The 22,621-nt window shown below is 66.3% G+C and carries 17 protein-coding genes and 8 tRNA genes; 9 read left to right on the forward strand and 16 right to left on the reverse strand.

Annotation, left to right across the window (positions count from 1 at the left end):
- Positions 1-86 precede the first annotated feature (86 nt).
- Both AB3347_RS15000 and earP read right to left on the reverse strand, forming a co-directional pair.
- Positions 87-662: an elongation factor P gene (locus AB3347_RS15000; RefSeq protein WP_369092610.1), complete on the reverse strand. Its 576-nt coding sequence runs from the start codon at positions 660-662 to the stop codon at positions 87-89.
- Between the two features lie 109 nt (positions 663-771).
- The gene (gene earP / locus AB3347_RS15005) at positions 772-1,968 is read right to left on the reverse strand and encodes an elongation factor P maturation arginine rhamnosyltransferase EarP (RefSeq protein WP_369092611.1); all 1,197 of its coding nucleotides are present in this window, start codon (positions 1,966-1,968) and stop codon (positions 772-774) included.
- A 392-nt stretch (positions 1,969-2,360) separates the two neighbouring features.
- Here earP and AB3347_RS15010 point away from each other — a divergent pair, with 392 nt between their 5' ends.
- From AB3347_RS15010 to AB3347_RS15020, 3 genes are all read left to right on the forward strand, one after another.
- Entirely contained in the window at positions 2,361-3,188 is an 828-nt protein-coding gene (locus AB3347_RS15010) for a hypothetical protein (RefSeq protein ID WP_369092612.1), read from the forward strand.
- Positions 3,189-3,255: 67 nt separating this feature from the next.
- Positions 3,256-3,525 carry a hypothetical protein gene (locus AB3347_RS15015; protein ID WP_369092613.1) on the forward strand — a complete coding sequence of 90 codons (270 nt, stop codon included), beginning with the start codon at positions 3,256-3,258 and terminating at the stop codon, positions 3,523-3,525.
- Positions 3,526-3,556: 31 nt separating this feature from the next.
- Positions 3,557-5,491 (forward strand): S8 family serine peptidase, encoded by a 1,935-nt coding sequence (locus AB3347_RS15020; protein WP_369092614.1) that lies wholly within the window; start codon positions 3,557-3,559, stop codon positions 5,489-5,491.
- A gap of 77 nt (positions 5,492-5,568) precedes the next feature.
- Here AB3347_RS15020 and AB3347_RS15025 read toward each other — a convergent pair.
- The 13 genes from AB3347_RS15025 to apbC form a co-directional block, all read right to left on the reverse strand.
- Positions 5,569-5,644 (reverse strand) — tRNA-Glu (locus tag AB3347_RS15025).
- Positions 5,645-5,737: 93 nt separating this feature from the next.
- Positions 5,738-5,813: transfer RNA gene (locus tag AB3347_RS15030), tRNA-Glu, on the reverse strand.
- Between the two features lie 68 nt (positions 5,814-5,881).
- Positions 5,882-5,957, reverse strand: a tRNA-Glu gene (locus AB3347_RS15035).
- A 37-nt stretch (positions 5,958-5,994) separates the two neighbouring features.
- A tRNA-Ala gene (locus AB3347_RS15040) sits at positions 5,995-6,070 on the reverse strand.
- Between the two features lie 85 nt (positions 6,071-6,155).
- Positions 6,156-6,231 (reverse strand) — tRNA-Glu (locus AB3347_RS15045).
- Between the two features lie 25 nt (positions 6,232-6,256).
- Positions 6,257-6,332 (reverse strand) — tRNA-Ala (locus tag AB3347_RS15050).
- 87 nt (positions 6,333-6,419) lie between these two features.
- Positions 6,420-6,495, reverse strand: a tRNA-Glu gene (locus AB3347_RS15055).
- Between the two features lie 28 nt (positions 6,496-6,523).
- Positions 6,524-6,599, reverse strand: a tRNA-Ala gene (locus AB3347_RS15060).
- Between the two features lie 90 nt (positions 6,600-6,689).
- The gene (gene gltX / locus AB3347_RS15065; RefSeq protein WP_369092615.1) at positions 6,690-8,081 is read right to left on the reverse strand and encodes a glutamate--tRNA ligase; all 1,392 of its coding nucleotides are present in this window, start codon (positions 8,079-8,081) and stop codon (positions 6,690-6,692) included.
- 95 nt (positions 8,082-8,176) lie between these two features.
- The gene (locus tag AB3347_RS15070) at positions 8,177-9,532 is read right to left on the reverse strand and encodes an aminotransferase class I/II-fold pyridoxal phosphate-dependent enzyme (RefSeq protein WP_369092616.1); all 1,356 of its coding nucleotides are present in this window, start codon (positions 9,530-9,532) and stop codon (positions 8,177-8,179) included.
- A 39-nt stretch (positions 9,533-9,571) separates the two neighbouring features.
- The gene (locus AB3347_RS15075; protein WP_369092617.1) at positions 9,572-12,163 is read right to left on the reverse strand and encodes a putative bifunctional diguanylate cyclase/phosphodiesterase; all 2,592 of its coding nucleotides are present in this window, start codon (positions 12,161-12,163) and stop codon (positions 9,572-9,574) included.
- Between the two features lie 136 nt (positions 12,164-12,299).
- Positions 12,300-13,319 (reverse strand): RNA methyltransferase, encoded by a 1,020-nt coding sequence (locus AB3347_RS15080; protein WP_369092618.1) that lies wholly within the window; start codon positions 13,317-13,319, stop codon positions 12,300-12,302.
- 24 nt (positions 13,320-13,343) lie between these two features.
- Positions 13,344-14,432, reverse strand: coding sequence for an iron-sulfur cluster carrier protein ApbC (gene apbC, locus AB3347_RS15085; protein ID WP_369092619.1), 1,089 nt, complete (start codon positions 14,430-14,432; stop codon positions 13,344-13,346).
- 156 nt (positions 14,433-14,588) lie between these two features.
- Between apbC and metG the strand changes: the two genes are divergently transcribed.
- The 6 genes from metG to AB3347_RS15115 all read left to right on the forward strand — a co-directional run bounded on the left by metG (position 14,589) and on the right by AB3347_RS15115 (position 21,370).
- Positions 14,589-16,751 carry a methionine--tRNA ligase gene (metG, locus tag AB3347_RS15090; protein ID WP_369092620.1) on the forward strand — a complete coding sequence of 721 codons (2,163 nt, stop codon included), beginning with the start codon at positions 14,589-14,591 and terminating at the stop codon, positions 16,749-16,751.
- Between the two features lie 297 nt (positions 16,752-17,048).
- Positions 17,049-18,365 (forward strand): hypothetical protein, encoded by a 1,317-nt coding sequence (locus AB3347_RS15095; RefSeq protein WP_369092621.1) that lies wholly within the window; start codon positions 17,049-17,051, stop codon positions 18,363-18,365.
- 79 nt (positions 18,366-18,444) lie between these two features.
- The gene (locus tag AB3347_RS15100) at positions 18,445-18,654 is read left to right on the forward strand and encodes a DUF3460 family protein (protein WP_369092622.1); all 210 of its coding nucleotides are present in this window, start codon (positions 18,445-18,447) and stop codon (positions 18,652-18,654) included.
- Between the two features lie 19 nt (positions 18,655-18,673).
- Positions 18,674-19,582, forward strand: coding sequence for a ScpA family protein (locus tag AB3347_RS15105; protein WP_369092623.1), 909 nt, complete (start codon positions 18,674-18,676; stop codon positions 19,580-19,582).
- Between the two features lie 40 nt (positions 19,583-19,622).
- Entirely contained in the window at positions 19,623-20,462 is an 840-nt protein-coding gene (panC, locus tag AB3347_RS15110; protein ID WP_369092624.1) for a pantoate--beta-alanine ligase, read from the forward strand.
- Positions 20,463-20,596: 134 nt separating this feature from the next.
- Entirely contained in the window at positions 20,597-21,370 is a 774-nt protein-coding gene (locus AB3347_RS15115; protein WP_369092625.1) for a flagellar brake protein, read from the forward strand.
- A 25-nt stretch (positions 21,371-21,395) separates the two neighbouring features.
- Here AB3347_RS15115 and AB3347_RS15120 read toward each other — a convergent pair whose 3' ends face one another.
- Positions 21,396-22,601: an EAL and HDOD domain-containing protein gene (locus tag AB3347_RS15120; RefSeq protein WP_369092626.1), complete on the reverse strand. Its 1,206-nt coding sequence runs from the start codon at positions 22,599-22,601 to the stop codon at positions 21,396-21,398.
- Between the last annotated feature and the right edge of the window lie 20 nt (positions 22,602-22,621).

Below are 22,621 nucleotides of genomic sequence, written 5' to 3' on the forward strand. Positions count from 1 at the left end.
ATTTTTCGACATCGCATGAAAGCTGTGGACGAAAAAAAACGCTGCCCGAAGGCAGCGTTTCTTCTACATCGAAAACCGCGGCAAGCTTAGTTGCGCACGACTTTCTTGTATTCGTTGGTGCGGGTGTCGATTTCGATGACGTCGTCGGTGCTGACGAACAGCGGCACCATCACGGTGTGCTGCTTGTCTTCGATGGCGTTCTCGATCTTGGCTTCCTTCAGGACGTTGCCCGAGGTGTTGCCCTTGACGGCCGGCTCCGAGTACACGACCAGGCGTGCGATGGTGGTCGGCAGTTCCACCGAGATCGCCTTGCCGTCATAGAACACGGCTTCGCATTCCATACCGTCTTTCAGGTAGTTGATTGCATCGCCCATGTTTTCTTCTTCGATTTCGTACTGGTTGTACTCTTCGTCCATGAAGACGTACAGCGGATCGGCGAAGTACGAGTAGGTCACCGGCTTCTTGTCCAGCACGACCACGTCGAACTTGTCGTCGCCGCGGAACACGTTTTCCAGAGGAGCATTGGTCAGAAGATTCTTCATCTTCCACTTGTAGGTGAAGCCCGTGCGGCTCGAACCGTTCACGTCCGAACGCAGCACGATGAACGGCTTGTCTTCGACCATAATGATGTTGCCAACACGGATTTCTTTAGCGAATTTCATAGTAGTTTTACGTAAAAAGTAAGTTGCATTAAATCAGCGGTGGCCATGAGCGAAGAAGCTTTGGAGCCTACGTTTGATCGTGTGTAATTCGTTACAGACTAACCGCGCATTATACCGGATTTTCCGCGGCCAACCTCAGGGCACGGGCAAATTCCAGCAGGTTCGTCGTCAAATCGCCATGGGCGAGCATGTCATCGCGCCATTCTTCCGCGCGAATGGCAATGCGCGGCAGCGCGGCCTGCAGGTCGGCCCATGCGGCCGCCATCGAATCGATGTCGATCGCACCATTCCACGCCAGCGAAAATCTGGCGAGCGCATCCAGTTCGCCATGTTCGCTTGCGGCATAGCGGCCGAGAAAAGCACGCAGCTTCTTGTGATGCAGGCCTTCGTCCTGCGGATAGATATGCCAGACGAACGGCCGCCCGGCCCACTGCGCGCGCACGAAGGAATCCTCGCCGCGCACGAAGTTCAGGTCGCAGGCCCACAGCAGGCGGTCGTAGTCGGGCTGCGGCACGAAGGGCAGCACCCGCAAGGTCAGCGCGCCGCGCGTCGCCGTGCTGCCGGCGCGCGCCCCGGCGCCCAGGAATGCCTCGACCGATGCAGGTGCGACCCCCTCCGGCACCAGGCAGGTCACCGGGCGCCCGCCCTCGGCCCAACTGCGCAGCAAGGCGTCCACCGGCGCGTGCGGATAGCAGAACAGCGACACCTTCAGCGCATCCATTTCCGCCGCATCGACACCGAAGCGGCCCAGGAATGCGGCCATCGCCGCGCGGTCACCCTGGAAGGCGGCACGCTCCTGTCCCAGTCCGGCTTCGTGCAGCAGGCCGCCGGTCTGCGCCGTAAAACCGGGGAAGAAGAAGTGCTTGGTCAGCTTCAGGCGCGGGTGCATGGACGGCAAGCGGTGGCAGCCCTCCACCCACTCTTCGGCCGTCAAGCCTTCGAGATTGAACCATACCGGGCGCGGCGTGCGCCGAGCCATGGCCTCGACGTAGCCTGGCGGAATGTCGACCGCGAAGAATTCGATCACGATGTCGGCGACCTCTCCCGGCGCGAAACTGCCCTCCTGGCTGCGCCAGTGGCGCACCAGCACGCCGTCGACCTGCTGCGCCTCGGCCGCCACGTCCACCGCCGGGCAGATGCGGCGGAAACTGACCAGATCGTCCACCCACAGGGTCACGCGCACTTCGTGTTCGCGCCACAACTGGCGCGCCAGGCGCCAGCAGATGCCGATGTCGCCATAGTTGTCGACGACCTTGCAGAAGATCGCAAGGGTGGGTGCAGTGTGGGAGGCGGCAGGAAAGCTCATGCGGGAAAGGGGCGCGTCGGAAGCGCGCTATTTTACCCGATCCGCTGCCCGCTTTCCCTGCGAAAAGCGGCATTCCCGTATGCTGCCGGCCTGCCGTTTGCAACCGTCATTCGCAGGTTTTCTGCGCCATCGCAAGCAATTCCGTGACATGGGCCGCGCGACCCGACGCCCTCCAAACTTCACCCGGCCGCTCCAGTCCAATGCCTACCTGTAGGAAGCCGGCCGCAGGAATCCGGCCCCCTACGCTCCGTTCGCGCGCCGACCTTACCGTCGCGCGAATGCCATGTACGCAACCGTCCGCGCCAGGCGCGTAAGGGCGCCGGCGCCGCCTGCACGCTGCAGCGACGCCGAACTGGTGCGGGCGGCGGCCAACACACCTGAAGGAGTTGAACATGAGTGAATACCAGCAATACGGCATCGGTCAAGGACAACTGGCGCCCCAGGGCTTCCTGGGCGGGATGTTCGGGGCGCCGCTGGGCGGCGCCATCGGGCGCGGCATCGGCAGCATCTTCAACAACCCGAACCTGGGCAGCCGCATCGGCCAGATCGCCGGCGGCATCGGCGGCGGCCTGCTGCCTTTCGGGGCCGACCCGAGCGCGGCCTATGGCGGCCAGCCGCAACTGCAACAGCTCCAGCAACTACAACAACTACAACAACTCCAGCAACTGCAGCAGCAACAGCAGCAACAGCAGCAGATGGGCCAGCTGGCGCCGCAGGGCTTCGTGGGTAACCTGTTCAGCCAGTTCGGCAAGCCGGCCGGCGGCCTGATCGGCGACCTGACCGGCAACTCGACCATCGGCAACGTGGCCGGCAGCGTGCTGTCGGGCCTGGGCGGCCTGCTGCCCTTCGGCGCCGACGCCCAGGGCGCCGGCATCCAGCAGCATCCGGCGATCCAGCAGCTGCAGCAGCTGCAGGTCCAGCAACAGCAATTGCAACAGGCGCTGCAGCAGATCCAGCAGCAGGCGGCAATCCTGCAACAGCAGCTGGCAGCCGAACAGCAGCAGGCCCAGATGGCGCCGCAAGGCTGGTTCGGCAACATGGTCAAGCGCGTCGCCCAGCCGGTCGGCGGCTTCATCGGCGGCCAGCTAGGTAACCAGCAACTGGGCAGCACCATCGGCGGCATCGCCGGCCAGCTCGGCGGCATGCTGCCGTTCTCGGCCGATCCGTGGACGAGCTACGCCCAGCAGGCGCAGCTCGGGGCGCAGCAGACCCTGCACTGATACCCCGCCACGCTGCCGAACCCGCGCGCCTCCTTCCGGGGAGGCGCTTCACCGAGGAGGTTTGTTTATGCCGAGCTCCGCCAGCGGCTCATTCCAGGGCGGCGCGGTCAGCCGCTACATCGTGCGCGCCGTGGCCGACGACGCCGCACTGAAACACTTTATCGACAGCCTCGGCGCCCTTCCCGCCGTTCGCCTGGTCGACATGATCGGACCGCGTGCCGGGCCGCCGCATACCGTCGTAATCGAGACCGATCCCGACACTGCCGAGCAGCTCCGGCGCCGCAACCTCAACCAGTTAACGATCGAACCGGACCAGCCGCTGTCGCTATTCAGCTAGCGCATCCGCAACGACCAGAAAAGGAAACACCATGCCAAAGACTCCCCATGGCGCAGGCGAGCAGCCGGGGCAGCCGCCTGACGGCCCCGCCGATACCCGTTCCGGCGCCGACGAATCCGCATCCATGCGCGCGGGCGGCCGCGCCGTGGCCGAGCGCAAGAAAAAATACCTGGTGGCGCCGCGCCCCCTGCCGGCCGCCGCCGGCTTCCTGACGCCGGCGGCCCTGATGCCGTCCATGGCCGCACCCTTGTCGCTGTCTTCCGTGCAGCAGGCGCTGCAGGGCCTGGGCGACATCGACATCGTCGACACCGTCGGTGGACGGGCCGGCGTCGCCACGGCCAGCTTCGGCGCCGGCGCCGCCCTTGGCGGCCCCGCCTTCGGCGGCCAGGACGGCGGCGTGCTGGTGGCGCGCATGACCGACCAGAAGGCGAGAGAACTGCACCAGCGCGGCCAGGGCCGCCTGATCGTGGAACGCGACCAGCACCTGCAGCTGCTCGACCCGATGCTGCGCCGCCCCGACCTGGTGTCCTCGCTCACGCCCTACACCGGGCCGGCGGTCGATGTCGTCGTAGCCGTGCTCGGCAAGGATGGCGCCCCGCTTGCCGACGCCGAAGTCTCGCTGTTCGGCGGCCTGCTGCCGAGCACCGCCGTCACCGGTCCCGACGGCAGCGCGCGCCTGCGCCTGTACGGCGAAGACACGCATACGATCAGCGGCCTGTACGTGAAGCCGCGCGCCGACTACTGGAGCTTCTACCAGCGCGACCCCGACCTGAGCGCCGACCAGGCCAACCTCGTCACGCTGCGTGCGCTGGCCGACTGGCCCGCCCTGCGCGACCTGCCGCGCCAGAACGCGCTCGGCTGGGGCGCGCGCGCCATGCGGCTCGACCAGGTGCCGCAGCCCTTCCGCGGCCAGGGCATCCGGATCGCCGTCATCGATTCCGGCGTGGCCACCTCGCACGGCAATCTCAACCGCATTCGCTCCGGCTTCGACGTCATCAACAAGGCGGCCGACCCCAACACCTGGAACACCGATACCCTCGGCCACGGCTCGCATTGCGCCGGCGTGATCGGCGCGGCCGATCCCAGCTGGGGTATCCGGGGCTTCGCGCCGGACGCCGAAATCCATGTGTGCAAGCTGTTCCCCGGGGGCCAGATCAGCCAGCTGATCGATGCACTCGAGTACTGCATCGAGAACCAGATCGATGTCGTCAACCTGAGCCTGGGCGGCAGCGCACCCTCGGAAGCCCTGGAGCGCCAGATCGTGCGCGCCAAGCAGGCCGGCGTCGCCTGCATCGCGGCGGCCGGCAATTCGGGCGGCCCGGTCCAGTATCCTGCCTCCTCGCCCCACGTTCTGGCCGTGGCCGCGATCGGCAAGGCCGATGAATTTCCGCCAGACAGCTACCACACCGAGACCCTCGGCCAGGACATCGACATGCAAGGCTTCTTCACGGCGCGCTTCAGCTGCGCCGGGCCGCAGGTCGATGTGTGCGCACCGGGTGTCGCCATCGTGTCGTCGGTGCCGCCAAATAATTTTGCGGCCTGGGACGGCACCTCGATGGCGGCGCCGCACGTGACCGGCCTGGCGGCGCTGGTGCTGGCGCACCGCCCGGAGTTCCAGGGCGTGCTGCGCGCGCGCTCGGCGGAACGGGTCGAACGCCTGTTCCAGGTGCTGCGCCTGAGCGCACGGCCGGTGACGCTGGGAGACCCGGCGCACGTCGGCTACGGCATGCCGGATGCGCTGGTGGCGCTGGGCCTGTCGATGCTCCCGGGCCAGCAGGTCGGGCAATGGCAGTTGCCGGCAACCGCTGCCGCGATGGCCTCGAGCCTGATGGCGGGCGACGCCAACGGCATCCGCTATCCGGGCGGCTTTGCGGGCCTGCAGGGGGCAAGTATGCAAAGCGTGTCGGGCATGCCGGGATTTGCGTGCGGACTGGGATTGGGAGGCATGCATCCCTCCGGCTGGTAAATCGGGGGAAATACGACGCGCAAATGAAAAAACCGGAGCACCATGCGCACTGCGCTGGTCTGCTCCGGTTCTCTGACTGGCGTCCCCACGGGGATTCGAACCCCGGTACTCACCGTGAAAGGGTGATGTCCTAGGCCTCTAGACGATAGGGACAAAACTGTGCATCAACATGCTTCACATTGACCAGCGAAATAGAAAACCGGAGCACCTCTCCGCGCAAGCGCGTTGGTCTACTCCGGTTTAAGCTGGCGTCCCCACGGGGATTCGAACCCCGGTACTCACCGTGAAAGGGTGATGTCCTAGGCCTCTAGACGATGGGGACCTAAAACTTCCAAACTACCGTTCTACCTTGCAGCGCTCCGCATCCTGCAGCGCATTGCCAAAAAATCTTGGCGTCCCCACGGGGATTCGAACCCCGGTACTCACCGTGAAAGGGTGATGTCCTAGGCCTCTAGACGATGGGGACCCTGGACTGCTACGATCGTTGGCTGTCGTTTCCTACGTGGTGGAGGTAAGCGGGATCGAACCGCTGACCTCTTGCATGCCATGCAAGCGCTCTCCCAGCTGAGCTATACCCCCTACGGGAAAACAACATCCTAACACACTGCTTTTTCTTCGACCACTTCCGCCGAGGCTTCCGCGATCCAGTCATTCCGCCAGTGCTTGGCGTCCCCACGGGGATTCGAACCCCGGTACTCACCGTGAAAGGGTGATGTCCTAGGCCTCTAGACGATAGGGACCCGGAACGACTGTACTACTAAAACTTGGTGGAGGTAAGCGGGATCGAACCGCTGACCTCTTGCATGCCATGCAAGCGCTCTCCCAGCTGAGCTATACCCCCCAAGGGAAGACAACATTCTAACATGCCGCCGTCTTTTCGACCACAGCTGTTGTTGCAGCTGGGATCCGGTCCTTCCTGCCAGTTTCCTGGCGTCCCCACGGGGATTCGAACCCCGGTACTCACCGTGAAAGGGTGATGTCCTAGGCCTCTAGACGATAGGGACCGGGAACAACCGTACTACACTTCAGAGGTGGTGGAGGTAAGCGGGATCGAACCGCTGACCTCTTGCATGCCATGCAAGCGCTCTCCCAGCTGAGCTATACCCCCGCATCGCTGAAGTGCGCGCATTATAGCGGACGCTGTTGCATTTCGCAAAGCGGGAGTTGAACTAAGTTGCGACTTATTTTCAGCACGCGCTTACAGGACCTTGCCGATGCGCGCCAGCACGACATCGCGGCCGAACAGTTCCAGCACCGCATCGATGGCCGGCGTCTGCAGCTGGCCGGTGACGATCAGGCGCAGCGGCATGGCGATCTGCGGCATCTTCAGGCCGTGCGCGGCAAGCACTTCCTTGAACAGGGCGGCGATCGAAGCCTTGCTCCACTCGACGTCCTTGCAGCGCTCGGCAAACGCCGCCAGTGCCGGGCGCACCGCGTCGGTCAGGTGCTGGGCCAGCAGCGCCGCGTCCGGCTGCGGGTCGCGGTAGAACAGCATCGCGGCATCGGCCAGCTCGTTGATGGTGTTGGCGCGGTCTTTCACCAGGGCGATCGCGGCCGGCAGCGCAGGCGCGCCGTCGAAGCGTGCTCCTTCGCGCTCCAGCACCGGGCGCGCCAGCGCGGCCAGGCGCTCGTTGTCGGCCTGCTTGATGTAATGGTTGTTCAGCCAGGCCAGCTTTTCCGGATTGAACTGCGCCGCCGACGCGGTCAGGTGCTCCAGGTTGAACCATTCGACGAACTGCTCCATCGAGAATATCTCGTCGTCGCCGTGGCTCCAGCCCAGGCGCGCCAGGTAGTTCAGCATGGCTTCCGGCAGGTAGCCCTGCTCCGGGTACTGCATCACGCTCACCGCGCCGTGGCGCTTGGAGAGCTTCTGGCCGTCCGCGCCCAGGATCATCGGCAGGTGGCCGTACTGCGGCAGCTCGGCGCCGAGCGCCTGCAGGATGTTGATCTGGCGCGGCGTGTTGTTCACGTGGTCGTCGCCGCGCAGCACGTGGGTGATCTTCATGTCCCAGTCGTCCACCGACACGCAGAAGTTGTAGGTCGGGGTGCCGTCCGGACGCGCGATGATCAGGTCGTCCAGTTCCTTGTTGGCGATGGTGATCGGGCCCTTGACCACGTCGTTCCAGGTCACTTCGCCATCCAGCGGGTTCTTGAAGCGCACCACCGGCTTGACGCCGGCCGGCACTTCCGGCAGGGTCTTGCCCGGCTCCGGACGCCAGGTGCCGTCGTAGCGCGGCTTCTCGCCGCTTGCCCTCATGCGCTCGCGCATCGCCTCGACTTCTTCCGGCGAGCAGTAGCACAGGTAGGCCGTGCCCTGCTCCAGCATCGACTGGATGACTTCGCGGTAGCGGTCCATGCGCTGCATCTGGTAGAACGGGCCTTCGTCGTGCGACAGGCCGAGCCACTGCATGCCGTCCAGGATCGCCTGCACGGCTTCCGGCGTCGAACGCTCGAGGTCGGTGTCTTCGATGCGCAGGATGAAGGTGCCGCCGAAGTGGCGCGCATAGGCCCAGGAGTACAGCGCGGTGCGGGCGCCGCCCAGGTGGAGGTAGCCGGTCGGGCTGGGAGCAAAACGGGTGCGGACGGTCATGGCTGGATGCAAAAAAGGTAAAGGAGTTATTTTACCCCGTCGCCATCGGCGCGCGCACCATGCACCGAGCCGCCGTCCGCCCGCGCTTGCTGCAGCTAGGCCTGCCCGGATGCCCGCAGCACCGGCCGCGGCGCCTCCAGTGCGCGCCGTACCGCCGCCGCCAGCAGCGGCGCGGCGCGCCGGACCTGGGCCGGCGTGTGCTGCGCCATCAACTGCAGCCGCAGCCGCGCCGCACCCAGCGGCACGCCCGGGAATTCCATCGGATTGACGAACACCCGCTCGCGCGCCAGCAGCATGCCGGCGATCCGCGCGGCCGCCTCGCTGCCGGTCCACAGCGGAACGATCGGCGAGGGGCTGCCCATGCAGCGCATGCCTTCCTCCTGCAGCAGCGCGCGCAGCGCCACCGCGTTGCGCATCAGGTCCGCGCGCAGGCCCTCCCCTTCGCCGCCGGTCGCGATGCGCAGGCACTCCAGCACCGTGGCCGCCTGCACCGGCGAGAGCGCGTTCGAGAACATGTGCGGACCCGCGAACAGCTGCAGCTGGCGCCGCACGCTGCGCTCCGAGCAGGCGACGAAGCCACCGTTGGAGGCAAAGGTCTTGGAAAACGCGCCCATCACGATGTCGATCTTGCCGAGCATGCCCTGAGCCCCGATCGCGCCGCTGCCGCCCGGCCCCATCGACCCGAGGTCGTGCGCCACGTCGACCATCAGCGTGGCGCCGTATTCGCGGCACAGGTATTGCGTCAGGGGCAGGTCGGGACTGTCGGCGTCCATGCTGAACAGTCCTTCGGTGACGACCAGGATGGCGCCGTTGGCGTCCACCGCGCGGATGCCGGCCAGCAACTCGCGCAGGTGGTCGCAGTCGAGGTGCCGGAACACCGTCACGTTGCGGGTCGCGGCCGCCGCACCCTGGCGCAGCGAGGCGTGCGCCAGGGCGTCGATCACGACATGGTCGCCGGGATGGGCGAGCGCCGTGACGGCGCCGAAGGCCGCGCCCCAGCCGGTCGGGAACAGCACCACCTGCTGGCAGTGCAGCAGCGCGCCGATCGCTTCTTCCAGCGCCGCCGAATAGCGGCTGTTACCGAGCAGGATAGCTGAACCGGCGCTGTGCGGCCCGGACTCCGCCAGCACCTGCATGGCCCGGTCGATCACGGCCGGGTGGCTGGCCAGCGACAGGTAATCCTGCGAGGCGAAGTTGATGCCCTGGGCGGCGGCCAGGCCGTCGCCCTCCACGGTCGCCAGCGGCGCCGGCGGCCCCTCCAAAGTGCGGCCATAGGGCCAGACCCCATGGCGCGTGCGCAGCGCGCACCACTCCTCGAGCGGCGCGCTGCGGCGCAGCAGGTCCGGGCCGCGCGGCTGGCGGAACAGGGCGACGTTGCCGCCCAGCGCGCCCGACGCGGCCAGCGCGTCGAGGTCGTGGGCGGGATCAAAGGGAATCGGTTCGTTGAGCAAGGCATCCTCCGGCAAGAGATGAAAGGGATGGAGCGGTGTTCACGCCGGCTCGAGCGGCGCCGGCTCGGCCTGGCGCGCCAGCATTGCCGCCAGCTCGGCGGGGGGAAGCGGGCGCGCGAACAAGTAACCCTGGGCCGTGTTGCAGCCCATGGCGCACAGGTCGGCCAACTGCTCGGGCGTCTCGACCGCCTCGGCGATCACGTCCAGGCCGAGGCGGTGCGCCATCGCCACTATGGCTTCGGCGATCGCGTACGAGCGCGCGCCGCTTCTGCCGCATCCAGCGCCCGCAGCCGCACCCGCCACTGCACCCAGGCGGCGCACGAACAGCCCATCCATCTTGAGGATGTCGACGGGCAGCTCGGACAGGTAGTTCAGGCTCGAATAGCCGGTGCCGAAATCGTCGATCGACACCAGCACGCCGGCCTGGCGCAGGCCGCTCATCAGGGCGCAGTTGGCGGCCAGGTCTTCGATCAGCATGCCCTCGGTGATCTCGAGGTCGAGGCAATGCGCCGGCATCCCGGTCTCGGCGAGGATCGCCAGCACCCGCCCCGGCAGCCCAGGTTCCTTGAGCTGGCGCGCCGACAGGTTGACCGCGGTCTTGATTTCCGGGAGCCCGGCCGCGCGCCAGGCGCGGTTCTGCGCGCAGGCGGTGCGCAGCGCCCAGTCCCCGATCGGGACGATCATGCCGGTTTCCTCGGCCAACGGGATGAAGCGACTGGGCGCGACGCAGCCGTAGACGGGATGCTGCCAGCGCAGCAGCGCCTCGACGCCCACCACGCACCTGGTGGCCAGGTCGATCTGCGGCTGGTACTCGAGGAACAGCTGGCCCTGCACCAGCGCCTCGCGCAGGCCGTTCTTCAGCGCCAGACGCTCGCTCTGCGGCTGCACGGTGTCGCCGGAATACACCTGCACGCTGTTCTCGCCCCAGCGCTTGGCGCCGCGCATGGCGATGTCGGCGCGCTTGAGCAGCGCATCGAGGTCGCAGTCCGCCGCCGGGTACAGGGCCACGCCCACCGCCAGCGTGACAAAGCACGCGCGGCCCGCCACGCTCAGCGGCAGGCCGAAGCGGTCGAGGATCTTCTCGGCCACCACCTGGGCGTCGGATTCGAAGCCCAGGTCTTCCAGCAGTACGACGAATTCGTCGCCACCCCAGCGCGCCACGGTATCGGAATCGCGCAGGCAGCACCGGATCGCGGCGCCGGCCTGGCTCAGCAGGTCGTCGCCTGCCTCGTAGCCGAGTTCATCGTTGATCTCCTTGAAGCGGTTGATATTCAGGAGCAGCAGCGCCACCAGGCGGCGGTTGCGATTGGCGCGGTCCATCGAATGGCGCAGGCGGTCGCGCAACAGGTTCCGGTTGAGCAGGCCGGTAAGCTGGTCGCACTGGGCGCCGTGGAGCAGGCGCGCGACGGCGGCCCGCGGGCCGTCCGCGCTGCCACCCGCGCTGCCGCAGCCGGCGCCCTCCCCTTCCGGCCTGGACACCACCGGCAGGTGCTCATCCTCGTCATGGCACTGCACCCGGTTGCGCCCGAGCGACTTGGCCGCATACAGCGCCTCGTCGGCGCGCGCGATGGCCTGCGCCGCGGCCTCGCCGGGCCGGTATTCAGCCACCCCGACCGACACCGTCAGGCTGATTTCCGGCGCGCCTTCGCCGCCGTCCCTGCAGCCCAGCTCGGCGATCACGCGCCGCACCCGCTCGGCCAGCACCATGGCGTCCGGCGCCGGGGTCTCGGGCAGCATCAGCAGGAACTCTTCGCCGCCATAGCGCCCGAAGGCGTCGCTGCCGCGGATCTGGCCCTGCACCGCCTTGGCGAAACTGCGCAGCACCGTGTCGCCGGCCGCATGGCCATAGGTATCGTTGATGCGCTTGAAGAAGTCGATGTCGAACAGGCACAGGCAGAACGGGCGGCGGTTGCGGTCGCTGCGCTCCTTTTCCCTCTCGATCAGGCCGAGCAGGAACCGGCGGTTGTGGCTGCCGGTGAGCTCGTCGCGGATCGCCAGCTCGTTGATGGTCGCCAGGGCGCCCTGCAGCTTGACGAAGCCTTCGGTCTTGGTCAGTTCGAACAGCAGCACGAACACCAGCACCACCACGTACAGGCCCAGGTTGCAGATCAGGTGCAGCAAGGGCATGTCGAGCACCGGGGCGCCCGCGGCCGCCCGGCCGAAGGCCGGCAGGGCCCAGATCAGGGAAGCCGCGGTGCAGCTCATGGCCAGCCAGCACACGCCGCTGAGCACCCCGCCGAGGAACATCGCCACCACCGGCGCGGTGATCAGCCAGCTGGAGGTCGGCGCCCCGATGCCGCCAAGGTGCCAGGTCAGCCAGGTGAAATTGAAGAACAGCGCACACAGGAACAGTTCGCGCGCCAGGGCGATGCTGCCGCTCAGGCGCAGCACGGGCGGCGCCATCAGCATGACCAGGCAGCAGGCCAGGATCTCGACCGCGGCCAGCCTGAGCCCGAGCAGCCAGTAGGCCAGCGCGTACAGCGGGCCGGCGGTGGCCGCCATCAGCGCCGCGTTGACCACGTTCTCGGCGCGTGCGAGCACGGCGGCGTCCTGCCGCAACCTGGCCGGTACGAACAGGTGGGCCGCGTCCAGGTAACGCCCGCGCCACCGCTGTCTGCTGTCGTCGCTCATCGGTATCCCTGCGCCACACTTCAAATTCTGAGTGTAGGCAGTAAATTTCCGCTGAACTTTATTTTCGGACAGAAAGATGCCGGAAAGATGGCATCGGCGCCCTTGCGTGGCGCCGTGTTATGTCGACAATCGCGGCCTAGGCGCGGCGCACAAGGATGGTCCGGCCGGCCCGCGCCCGCAACTGGCCGCAGCCGCCGTCGACGTCCTGCCCGGCCGAGTCGCGCAGCTTGGTCAGCACGCCGCGCGCGTGCAGGCTTGCCGCGATCGCGCGGGCGCGCTCCCAGCTGGGCCGCCGGTAGGCCAGCTCGGGCACGGTGTTATAGGGGATCATGTTGAGGATCGCGTACTTGCCGCGCAACAGGGACACGATGCCGTCCATCTCGTCCGGGCCGTCGTTGACGCCTTCGAGCAAGGTCCATTGGTACTGGATCGGGTAGCCGGTCAGGCGCGCATAGCGCTCGCCATGCTCGACCAGCTCCTGCGGCGTGAGGCGCGGCGCGCGCGGCAGCAGTCCGGCGCGCAGCGCGGACTTGGTGGTGTGCAGCGACAGGGCCACCGCCGGTTTGACACGGGCTTCCAGCAGGCGCGCGAAGGCGCGCGGGTCGCCCACGGTGGAAAACACCAGGTTCTTGTGGGCGATGCCGGCCTCGGTGCCAAGCAGCTCGATCGCTTCCAGCACATTGTCGAGGTTGTGGGCCGGCTCGCCCATGCCCATGAAGACCACTTTCTTCACCGGCCGGCGCGAACGCGCCAGCACCACCTGGGCGACGATCTCGCCGCTGCTCACCTGGCGCAGCAGGCCGTCGCGCCCGGTCATGCAAAAAGTGCAACCCACCGCGCAGCCGACCTGGCTCGAGACGCACACCCCGTCGCGCGGCAGCAGCACCGCTTCGACCATCTGGCCATCGCTCAAGCCCACCAGCAGGCGCTCGGAGCCGTCTGCGCCGGGGTGGCTGGACACCAGCCGCACCAGGCCGGCCAGTTCGGCGTCGAGCTGGGGCAGCGCTTCGCGCACCGGCTTCGGCAGGAAATCGGAGGCCGGGCGGCGCCCGCGTTCGTGCGCCGCGCCCTGCACCCAGTCGCGCAGCACGCGCTCCTGGTGCAGCGGCAGCGCGCCCAGCAGGGCCAGGCGCTCACGGATCGCCCTGATGCGCACGGTTTTTTACCGCTTGGTAAAAAATCAGTCGTTCTTGACGACGATGCTCGGGAACTTGCTGGTCATGTCCTTGGCCTTCTCGGCCACCTTGACCGCGACCTTGCGCGCAATCTCCTTGTAGATCCCCGCGACCGGGCCGTCCGGATCGGCGACCACGGTCGGGCGGCCGGAATCGGTCTGCTCGCGGATCGACAGGGTCAGCGGCAGCTTGCCGAGGAAATCGACGCCGAAGTCGGCGCACATCTTCTCGCCGCCGCCCGCCCCGAAGATCGCCTCGGTATGGCCGCAGTTCGAGCAGATATGGGTGCTCATGTTCTCGACCACGCCGATGATCGGGATGCCGACCTTCTCGAACATCTTGAGGCCCTTGCGCGCGTCCAGCAGGGCGATGTCCTGCGGGGTGGTGACGATCACGGCGCCGGTGACCGGCACTTTCTGCGACAGGGTCAGCTGGATGTCGCCGGTGCCGGGCGGCATGTCGACGATCAGGTAATCGAGGTCGCGCCAGTTGGTCTGCTCGAGCAGCTGCTGCAGCGCGCCGGTGACCATCGGGCCGCGCCACACCATCGGCTCGTCCGGATCGATCATGAAGCCGATCGAGGACACCTGCACGCCGTGGTTCTCGAGCGGTTCCATGGTCTTGCCGTCGCGGCTTTCGGGACGTGCGTTAATCCCCAGCATCATCGGCTGCGAAGGGCCGTAGATGTCGGCGTCGAGGATGCCGACGCTGGCGCCCTCGGCGCTGAGCGCCAGCGCCAGGTTGACGGCGGTGGTCGACTTGCCGACGCCGCCCTTGCCCGACGCGACCGCGATGATGTTCTTCACGTTCGGCATGACCTTCAGGCCGCGCTGGACCGCGTGCGACAGGATCTTGCTGTGGACCTTGACGCTCACATTGCCGACGCCCGGCAGCGCCTTCAGGCCGGCCACGACGCTGTCGCGGATGCCGGCCACCTGGCTGGCGGCCGGATAGCCCAGTTCGACGTCGAGCGAGACGTCGTTGCCGCTGAGCTGGATGTTCTTGATCGATTTGGAAGAGACGAAATCCTTCCCGGTGTTAGGATCGATGACCGCCGACAGTGCTGCCTTGACATCGTTCTCAGTGATGCTCATGTGTTTCTCCAGGTTATAGGGGCGAAGTGTAGCGCAAAATGCCGCACGCTTCTTGTTGCTTTGGCAAACCCGGCGCGCAGCGGGGCACCAGCCCATGCGCATCGGCGCCTTCCGCTGTTAAAATGCTTCTTTTCACAAACCTGAAGCGCTTCGACCATGACCCGCAAGCTGTTCGTCACCACTGCCCTGCCCTACGCCAACGCTGCCTTCCATATCGGCCACATGATGGAATACATCCAGGCCGACATCTGGGTCCGGTTCCAGCGAATGCAGCGCGACAATGGACAGCAGCGCCAGGTGCACTTCGTCTGCGCCGACGACACCCACGGCACGCCGATCATGATCGCCGCCGAGAAGGAAGGCATCACGCCGCAGGAATTCGTGGCCAAGATCGCCGCCGGCCGCCCGCAGTACCTGAACGGCTTCCACATCGCCTTCGATAACTGGTACTCCACCGATTCGCCGGAAAACGTCGAACTGTCGCACGGCATCTACCGCAAGCTCCGCGACGAAGGCCTGATCGTCACCAGGACCGTCGACCGCTTCTACGACCCGGTCAAGGGCATGTTCCTGGCCGACCGCAACATCAAGGGCGAATGCCCGACCTGCCACGCCAAGGACCAGTACGGCGACAATTGCGAAGTCTGCGGCGCCGCCTACCAGCCGACCGAGCTGATCAATCCGTTCTCGGTGTTCACCGGCTCGACCCCGATCCTGAAGCCGTCGGAACAGTATTTCTTCAAGCTGTCCGACCCGCGCTGCTACGCATTTCTCAAGGAATGGCTGAACACCCCGGGCCGCCTGCAGCCAGAGATGGTGAACAAGGTCTCGGAATGGCTGGGCGAGTCCGGCGAAAAGCTGGCCGACTGGGACATCTCGCGCGACGCGCCCTACTTCGGCATCCCGATTCCCGATGCGCCGGGCAAGTTCTTCTATGTGTGGCTGGACGCGCCGGTCGGCTACCTGGCATCGCTGAAGAACTATTTTTCAAAGAAGGGCATCGACTACGAGGCCTTCCTGAACGACCCGCAAGCCGAGCAGGTCCACTTCATCGGCAAGGACATCGTGTCCTTCCACCTGCTGTTCTGGCCGGCGATGCTGAATTTCTCGCAGCACCCGATCATCGACAAGCTGAAGGTCGCGGTGCACGGCCACCTGACCGTCAACAACGAAAAGATGTCGAAGTCGCGCGGCACCGGCATCTCGCCGCTGCGCTACCTCGAGCTGGGCATGAACCCGGAATGGCTGCGCTACTACCTGGCCTTCAAGCTCAATAGCAAGGTGGAAGACCTGGACTTCAACGGCGAGGACTTCGTCGCCCGCGTCAACAGCGACCTGATCGGCAAGTACATCAACATCGCCAGCCGCTGCGCCGGCTTCATCGCCAAGAAATTCGACGGCAAGCTGGCCGACACCTTGTCCGACAACGCCAAGGGCTGGATCTGCAAGGCCCTGATGAACGAGGGCGCCGAGCGCCAGGCCAGCATCGCAGCCAGCTTCGAAGCGCGCGAGTACGGCCGTGCGATGCGCGAGATCATGGAGATCACCGACGTCGTCAACCAGTACGTGGACGAGAACAAGCCCTGGCTGCTGGCCAAGGATGAAACGAAGCTGGCCGAACTGCACGACGTCTGCACCACCGCGCTGATCCTGTTCCGCCAGCTCTCGATCATGCTGTCGCCGGTGCTGCCGCAGGTGGCCGCGCGCGTCGCCGAGTTCCTGGGCGACGGCGAGCTGAGCTGGCTGGACACCCACGGCGCCGCCGTCTACGAAACCATGCTGGGCCGTACCATCGGCGCCTACAGCCACCTGATGCAACGCGTGGACGCCAAGATGGTCGAGAACCTGTTCGACAAGCCGGCCGCGCCAGCCCTCGCCGCTCCTGCCGCCACCGCGGCCGTCGACGCTTCGACCGCAGCGGCGCCGGCCGCCGAATCGGCAGCCCCTGCGGCAGCCGACGCCATCGAAGCACTGGCGCCGGAAATCTCGATCGACGATTTCACGAAAATCGACCTGCGCGTGGCCAGGATCGTCAACTGCGAACACGTCGAAGGCGCCGGCAAGCTGCTGCGCCTGACCCTGGACGTGGGCGAAGGCCGCTACCGCAACGTGTTCTCGGGCATCAAGTCGGCCTACAAGCCGGAAGACCTGGTCGGCAAGCTGACCGTCATGGTCGCCAACCTGGCGCCGCGCAAGATGAAGTTCGGCGTGTCGGAAGGCATGGTGCTGTGTGCTTCCGCGGCCGACGAAAAGGCGAATCCGGGGCTATACCTGCTGGATCCGATGCCGGGGGCGCAGCCGGGGATGCGGATTCGCTGACACCGTTCGACCCAACTGGGCCCCGGCCTTCGCCGGGGCGACGATTGGCGGGAGCGGTCCACGGACGATCTTCCGCCCTGCAGCCCCAGGACCGTCGCCCCGGTGCACGCGGGAACAATGCCACGGGCATTCTTCCCCCAAGTTCGCGGCCTCCCACCACCGCCTCCTGTACCCCTCCCAAAATCAAACCCACGCCCATGCACAGCGTTATAATGGCATGTTCTTTCTGAAACTCGCGCCCCTACGGCCCTCGCCGGCAGGCCTTCTTCAGACCATTACAAATAGGTAGATAACAAGATGACCGAATTGACTCCTCTCCGCCACATCCCCCAGGCCAACGTGTTCCGCAAGGGCGATGTCTTCGTCCTGTTCGGCGAACTGTTCGGCCGTGGCTATGTGAACGGCCTGATCGATGAGGCGCGCGAGGCCGGCATGACCATCGTCGGCATCACCGTCGGCCGCCGCGACGAATCGGGCGCCCTGCGCGCCCTGACCGCGGAAGAGCACGCCGAGGCGGAAGAGAAGCTGGGCGGCAAGATCGTCAACGTGCCGCTGATGGCCGGTTTCGACATGGATGCGCCGGAAGGCGAACAGAACCCGACCGAAATGCTGTCCGGGATTACCCTGAAGAGCTGGCAAGAAGACAAGCTGGACTGGGACAAGATCGAGCGCTGCCGCCAGGCCGGCGTGGCCCGCTTCACCAGTAGCGCCGCCCAGGTGATGGGCGAGATCGACAAGCTGATCCCGGAAGGCGCGAATGTCTTCTTCGCCCATACCATGGCCGGCGGCATCCCCAAGATCAAGGCCTTCCTGGCCATCGCCAACCGCATCTATAAAGGCCGCGGCGAGCGCTTCATGTCCTCGCGCGCCCTGCTCGACAGCGATCTGGGCAAGCTGATCCTGATGAACTTCGACGAAGTCACCGCCAACACCCTCAAATACCTGATCGACGCATCGAGCGCGATCCGCGAGCGCGTGACCAGGGCCGGCGGCGAAGTGCGCTACACCGCCTACGGCTACCACGGCACCGAGATCCTGATCCAGGGCGAATACACCTGGCAGACCTACACCAACTACACCCAGGGCTACGCCAAGATGCGCCTGGAGTCGATCGCCCAGGCGGCCTGGAACCAGGGCGTGTACGCCACCGTGTTCAACTGCCCGGAAATCCGCACCAACTCGTCGGACATCTTCGTGGGCGTCGAGCTGTCGCTGTTCCCCCTGCTGATCGCCCTGAAGAAGGAAGGCGGCGGCGCATGGGCCGAGCAGCAATGGGCGATCTGCCAGGACCTGCTGGGCGAAGGCACTTCGCTGCAGTCGCTGCTCGACACCATCGAGCGCTACAACAACGACGCCACCAGCGCCCACTTCCGCAACTTCGAAGCCTGGCCGATGGACAACACCCCGGAACTGGCCGACGTCATGATCGGCACCTCGGAAGCCATCACCGCCCTGCACAAGGACAAGAAGGCCCTGATCACCGACCACCTGTCGGGCCTGGTGCTGGAAGGCGCCGGTCCGCTGATGTTCCACGGCGCGTCGGAAAAAATCGCGCCGGTGCTGTGGCTCAACCACGACATCATCGCCCGCCAGCTGAACGAACTGCACAAGTAAACTTGACCAGGACGCGCCGGGGCGGAAGAATCTGCCCCGCAATGCTTGCGCGTCCGTTCATCACTTCATTCTGGAAACCATGTTCTTCAAGAAACAACACTCGCTGTACGAATCCGAGCACACCAAGTTCATCAAGGAACTGAAAGCCAAGACCCCGGGCATGGAAGAGCGCCAGGTCGAAGGCCGCTCCCTGCTGTGGGACAAGGCCCCGCTCTCGCTGGACGAGCAGGAGCGCATCAAGGCCTCGGGCCTGCGCCAGCAAGCCTACCCGTACCAGACCAAGGTCTGAGGCCGGGGAAAGCGCCTCCATGCTGCCCGAGTTGGGCGCGCCGCAGTTGCCAGATGCGGCGCCGGCCGATCCCCCGCAGGATGGGGCGCCTCCCGGACCTGACGGGGGCGCACACGACGCCCACCTGGACGCCGCCGCCGATGCGGCCGAGGCGGCCATCGCGCGCCTGTATGGCGAGCCGCTGACGCGCCTGCCGAACGACCTGTACATCCCGCCGGATGCGCTCGAGGTCTTCCTCGACGCCTTCGAAGGTCCGCTCGACCTGCTGCTCTACCTGATCCGCAAGCAGAACTTCAACATCCTCGACATCCCGATGGCGCAGGTGACCCTGCAATACCTGGAGTATGTCGAGCAGATCCGCCAGCGCAACCTGGAGCTGGCCGCCGAGTACCTGCTGATGGCGGCCATGCTGATCGAGATCAAGTCGCGCATGTTGCTCCCCAAACGGCACGAGGAGCTGGTCGAGGATGTGGGCGACCCGCGCGCGGAACTGGTGCGGCGCCTGCTCGACTACGAACAGATCAAGTCGGCCGCGCTCGCGCTCGGCGCCCTGCCCCAGGAGGGCCGCGACTTCGTGCGCCCGCAGCTGGTCGTCGAACAGGGCCTGGCCCCCAGCCTGCCGGATGTCGATCCCTGGGACCTGCAGCGCGCCTGGCTCGATGTGCTGCGCCGCGCCAAGCTGACCCAGCACCACCGGATCGGCCGCCAGGAACTGTCGGTGCGCGAGCACATGTCGGCCATCCTGCGGGTCCTGCAGTCGCAGCGCTTCGTCGAATTTTCCGAACTCTTCGCCGGGCAGCACACGGTTCCGATTGTGGTTGTACACTTTGTCGCCATGCTCGAACTGGCGAAGGAAACCTTGATCGAGATCACGCAGGCCGAGCCCTTCGCGCCGATCTATGTGCGCCTGGCCTATTCCCCGGCTTGAATGCCGCTTACCTTTACTTGCATCGCTGCATTAAACACCCATGAAAATCATCTCCTCCATCGACGAACTGCGCGACCAGCTGCGCGGCCAGCTGCGCACCGCCTTCGTGCCGACGATGGGCAACCTGCACGAGGGCCATCTGTCGCTGATGCGCCTGGCGCGCAGGCACGGCGACCCGGTGGTCGCGTCCATCTTCGTCAACCGCCTGCAGTTCGGCCCGAACGAGGATTTCGACAAATACCCGCGCACCTTCCAGGCCGACGTCGAGAAGCTGGAAAAGGAAGGCGTCTACGTGCTGTTCGCGCCGACCGAGAAGGACATGTACCCGGAGCCGCAGGAATACCGCGTGCGCCCGCCCGACGGCCTCGGCAACACCCTGGAAGGCGAGTTCCGCCCCGGCTTCTTCGACGGCGTGTGCACCGTGGTGACCAAGCTGTTCTCCTGCGTGCAGCCGCGCGTCGCCGTGTTCGGCAAGAAGGATTACCAGCAGCTGATGATCGTGCGTAACATGGCGCGCCAGTTCGCGCTGCCGACCGAGATCATCGGCGCCGAAACCTTCCGCGCCGAGGACGGCCTGGCGCTGTCCTCGCGCAACGGCTACCTGTCGAGCGAGGAACGGCTCGAAGCCCCGGTGCTGTACCAGCAGCTCAACGCCGTCGCCGAGGCGATGCGCGCCGGCAGCCCCGATCCGGCCCAGGTCGAACGCCGGGCCATGGAGCACCTGGCCGCGCGCGGCTGGAAGCCGGACTATGTCTCGATCCGCAAACGCATCGACCTGCAGGCCCCTGGCGCGGCCGACCTGGAAGCGGGCGCCCCGCTGGTGGTGCTGGCAGCAGCCAAGCTGGGCAACACGCGCCTGATCGACAATCTCGAGATCTGAGCATAGCAAAAGACTATCTTTACTTGCAAAATTGCAATAACGGGAAGACTGGCCTTATACTTGACCGACCTGCGCGGGAACCGGCCTCACCGCCGGCCGCGCGCCACGACGTGAACCCGCAAGGATCTGTTGCCATGAACGACACCTCCGCTCCCCTCAATCGCAAGGGTCCGCCGAAGCCGACCGATGCGCTCCACCGCATCGGCAGCACGGCCCAACCGCACGAAATGCGCGATCCCTTCGACATCGGCGAAGCCCTGGCGGCGCTGTCGCTGTCGGGCGAACCGGTCACGGTGTTCCCGTCGGGGTGGGTCGAACCGCTGCTGGCGCGTATCGAGTCGGTCGACCCTGAACTGCCGCATTTCGTGCTCGACTTCACCGGCAGCGAGCGCCCGCCCGCGGGCAAGGCCACGCTGGTCGCTTCGCTGGGCGGCAACGCCAAGCTGCAGTTCGAGCTCGACCAGTCCTGGAAGCCGGCGCCCGACAACACGATGCACGTGCGCGCCGAATTTCCGCCCTCCTGCCTGGTGCTGAACCGGCGCGCCGCGCGCCGTGTCGAGACCCCGGTGGGCGTCAACTACATGGCCAGTTTCCGCCTGAACGGCGTCTACACGGAGCTTCCGCTGTACGACTTCTCGCAGGGTGGCGTGGGCCTGCGCGCGACGCCGGGACAGCTCTTCGGCCTGCACGTGGGAAGGAAGCTGGAAGGCGTGCGACTGGAACTGGGGCCGAACCTGGTGATCATGGCCGACCTGGAGGTGCGCCTGCTGCGCCCCTTCCGCACCTTCCTGCTCGGCGACCAGGTGCAGGTGGGATGCAGCTTCGCCAGCATTTCGATGCAGATGCAGCAGACCCTGGAGCGTTTCGTCACTACCGGGACGCCGGAGCGCCGGGCTGCGGCGCGCTAGGCGCCTGGACCACCTGTAGCCTGTTTCAGGCCGCCACCGACTGTGCCCAGGCCAGCGCCGACAGGTGCGCCTTGTTCACCTCGAACGGACTGATGCCGAGCGAATCGGCCAGCGCCGCCACCAGGTTCGAATTCAGCTCGCAGGCCTCGGCCAGCGCCAGGTAGGGCCCGTAGCGGCCCTCGCGGCCGGTCAGCGCCCGCACCACCTCTTCCGGCAGCGGCACCGTCTCCAGCACCTCGTGCATCGGCAGTCCCAGCAGGCGATCCAGCAACGAGAACATGCCGGCAACGAACAGGTTTTCCGATTCGCCGCGCAGCGCCGTCGCGCCCAGCAGCTCGGCCAGGCGGCCGCGCACCACTGCGGTTTCCATCAGCACCGGCGAATAGCCGCTGCTGCTGGCGGTCGCCAGCAGCAGCACCAGCCAGCGATACAGCGGCGCATAGCCCATCAGGGCGATCGCCTGGCGCAGCGACTGCACTTCGCGGGCGGCGCCGAAGCCGGCCGAATTGATGTAGCGCAACAACTTGTAGGTGAGCGCCGGATCGCGCTTGAGCACGTTCTCGATCCTGGGCACGTCCTCGTTGTTCTGCACCATCTGCATCAGTTGCAGGATCACGCTCTGGGTCGGATTCATGCCCTTGACCGGGTTGCCGGTGCGTGGTGTCAGGTGCAGCTTGCCCACGAAGGCGTCCAGCCCGAGCGCAGCGCAGGCGTCGAAATCGGCCCAGGTCGCGACCGGGCGGCCCACCATGCGCATCGCCGCGTGCTTGGCGGCGGCATAGGTGCGGGCCTGGGCGGCGACGTCGCTGCCGGCGAACTGCACCTCGACGTAGGAAGCATAGGGCGAAAGGTTGCGGCCCAGCAGATTCAGGTCGGCGCCGCGGATCGACACGCCGACGCCGCCCACCCGCACCGCCTGCACCGCCGAGCGCACGTCCGGGTCGGTCAGCCTGCGGATATTCAGGGTGAGCACGGTGCGCTCCGGCGGCAGCGCGTGCAGCGCATCGAGCGAGAGCATCTCGGGCACCGCGTCGAGGAACAGGATCTTGTCGCGCAGCAGCCAGCCGTGCTCCGGATGGTTGACGTGTTCGGCGACGAAGCCGACCAGGTCTTCCAGCTCCCGGTCGCTGGCGACCTTGCCGTCATGGTGCTGCCACGACAGTTCGTAGCCGATGACCCGCTGCTTCGGGTCGAGCAGCGGCTCACGAACGATAAAATTGGTTTGATGCATGGGCGCGGAGAGAAAACTGA

The organism is Massilia sp. X63, assembly GCF_041023745.1.
Taxonomy (GTDB): Bacteria; Pseudomonadota; Gammaproteobacteria; order Burkholderiales; family Burkholderiaceae_D; genus Telluria.

What these genes read in the sequence shown, in the direction of transcription:
- AB3347_RS15000 (WP_369092610.1), bottom strand. Translation starts at nt 662, where the DNA reads ATGAAATTCGCTAAAGAAATCCGTGTTGGCAACATCATTATGGTCGAA.
- earP (WP_369092611.1), bottom strand. Translation starts at nt 1,968, where the DNA reads ATGAGCTTTCCTGCCGCCTCCCACACTGCACCCACCCTTGCGATCTTC.
- AB3347_RS15010 (WP_369092612.1), top strand. Translation starts at nt 2,361, where the DNA reads ATGAGTGAATACCAGCAATACGGCATCGGTCAAGGACAACTGGCGCCC.
- AB3347_RS15015 (WP_369092613.1), top strand. Translation starts at nt 3,256, where the DNA reads ATGCCGAGCTCCGCCAGCGGCTCATTCCAGGGCGGCGCGGTCAGCCGC.
- AB3347_RS15020 (WP_369092614.1), top strand. Translation starts at nt 3,557, where the DNA reads ATGCCAAAGACTCCCCATGGCGCAGGCGAGCAGCCGGGGCAGCCGCCT.
- gltX (WP_369092615.1), bottom strand. Translation starts at nt 8,081, where the DNA reads ATGACCGTCCGCACCCGTTTTGCTCCCAGCCCGACCGGCTACCTCCAC.
- AB3347_RS15075 (WP_369092617.1), bottom strand. Translation starts at nt 12,163, where the DNA reads ATGAGCGACGACAGCAGACAGCGGTGGCGCGGGCGTTACCTGGACGCG.
- apbC (WP_369092619.1), bottom strand. Translation starts at nt 14,432, where the DNA reads ATGAGCATCACTGAGAACGATGTCAAGGCAGCACTGTCGGCGGTCATC.
- metG (WP_369092620.1), top strand. Translation starts at nt 14,589, where the DNA reads ATGACCCGCAAGCTGTTCGTCACCACTGCCCTGCCCTACGCCAACGCT.
- AB3347_RS15095 (WP_369092621.1), top strand. Translation starts at nt 17,049, where the DNA reads ATGACCGAATTGACTCCTCTCCGCCACATCCCCCAGGCCAACGTGTTC.
- AB3347_RS15100 (WP_369092622.1), top strand. Translation starts at nt 18,445, where the DNA reads ATGTTCTTCAAGAAACAACACTCGCTGTACGAATCCGAGCACACCAAG.
- AB3347_RS15105 (WP_369092623.1), top strand. Translation starts at nt 18,674, where the DNA reads ATGCTGCCCGAGTTGGGCGCGCCGCAGTTGCCAGATGCGGCGCCGGCC.
- panC (WP_369092624.1), top strand. Translation starts at nt 19,623, where the DNA reads ATGAAAATCATCTCCTCCATCGACGAACTGCGCGACCAGCTGCGCGGC.
- AB3347_RS15115 (WP_369092625.1), top strand. Translation starts at nt 20,597, where the DNA reads ATGAACGACACCTCCGCTCCCCTCAATCGCAAGGGTCCGCCGAAGCCG.
- AB3347_RS15120 (WP_369092626.1), bottom strand. Translation starts at nt 22,601, where the DNA reads ATGCATCAAACCAATTTTATCGTTCGTGAGCCGCTGCTCGACCCGAAG.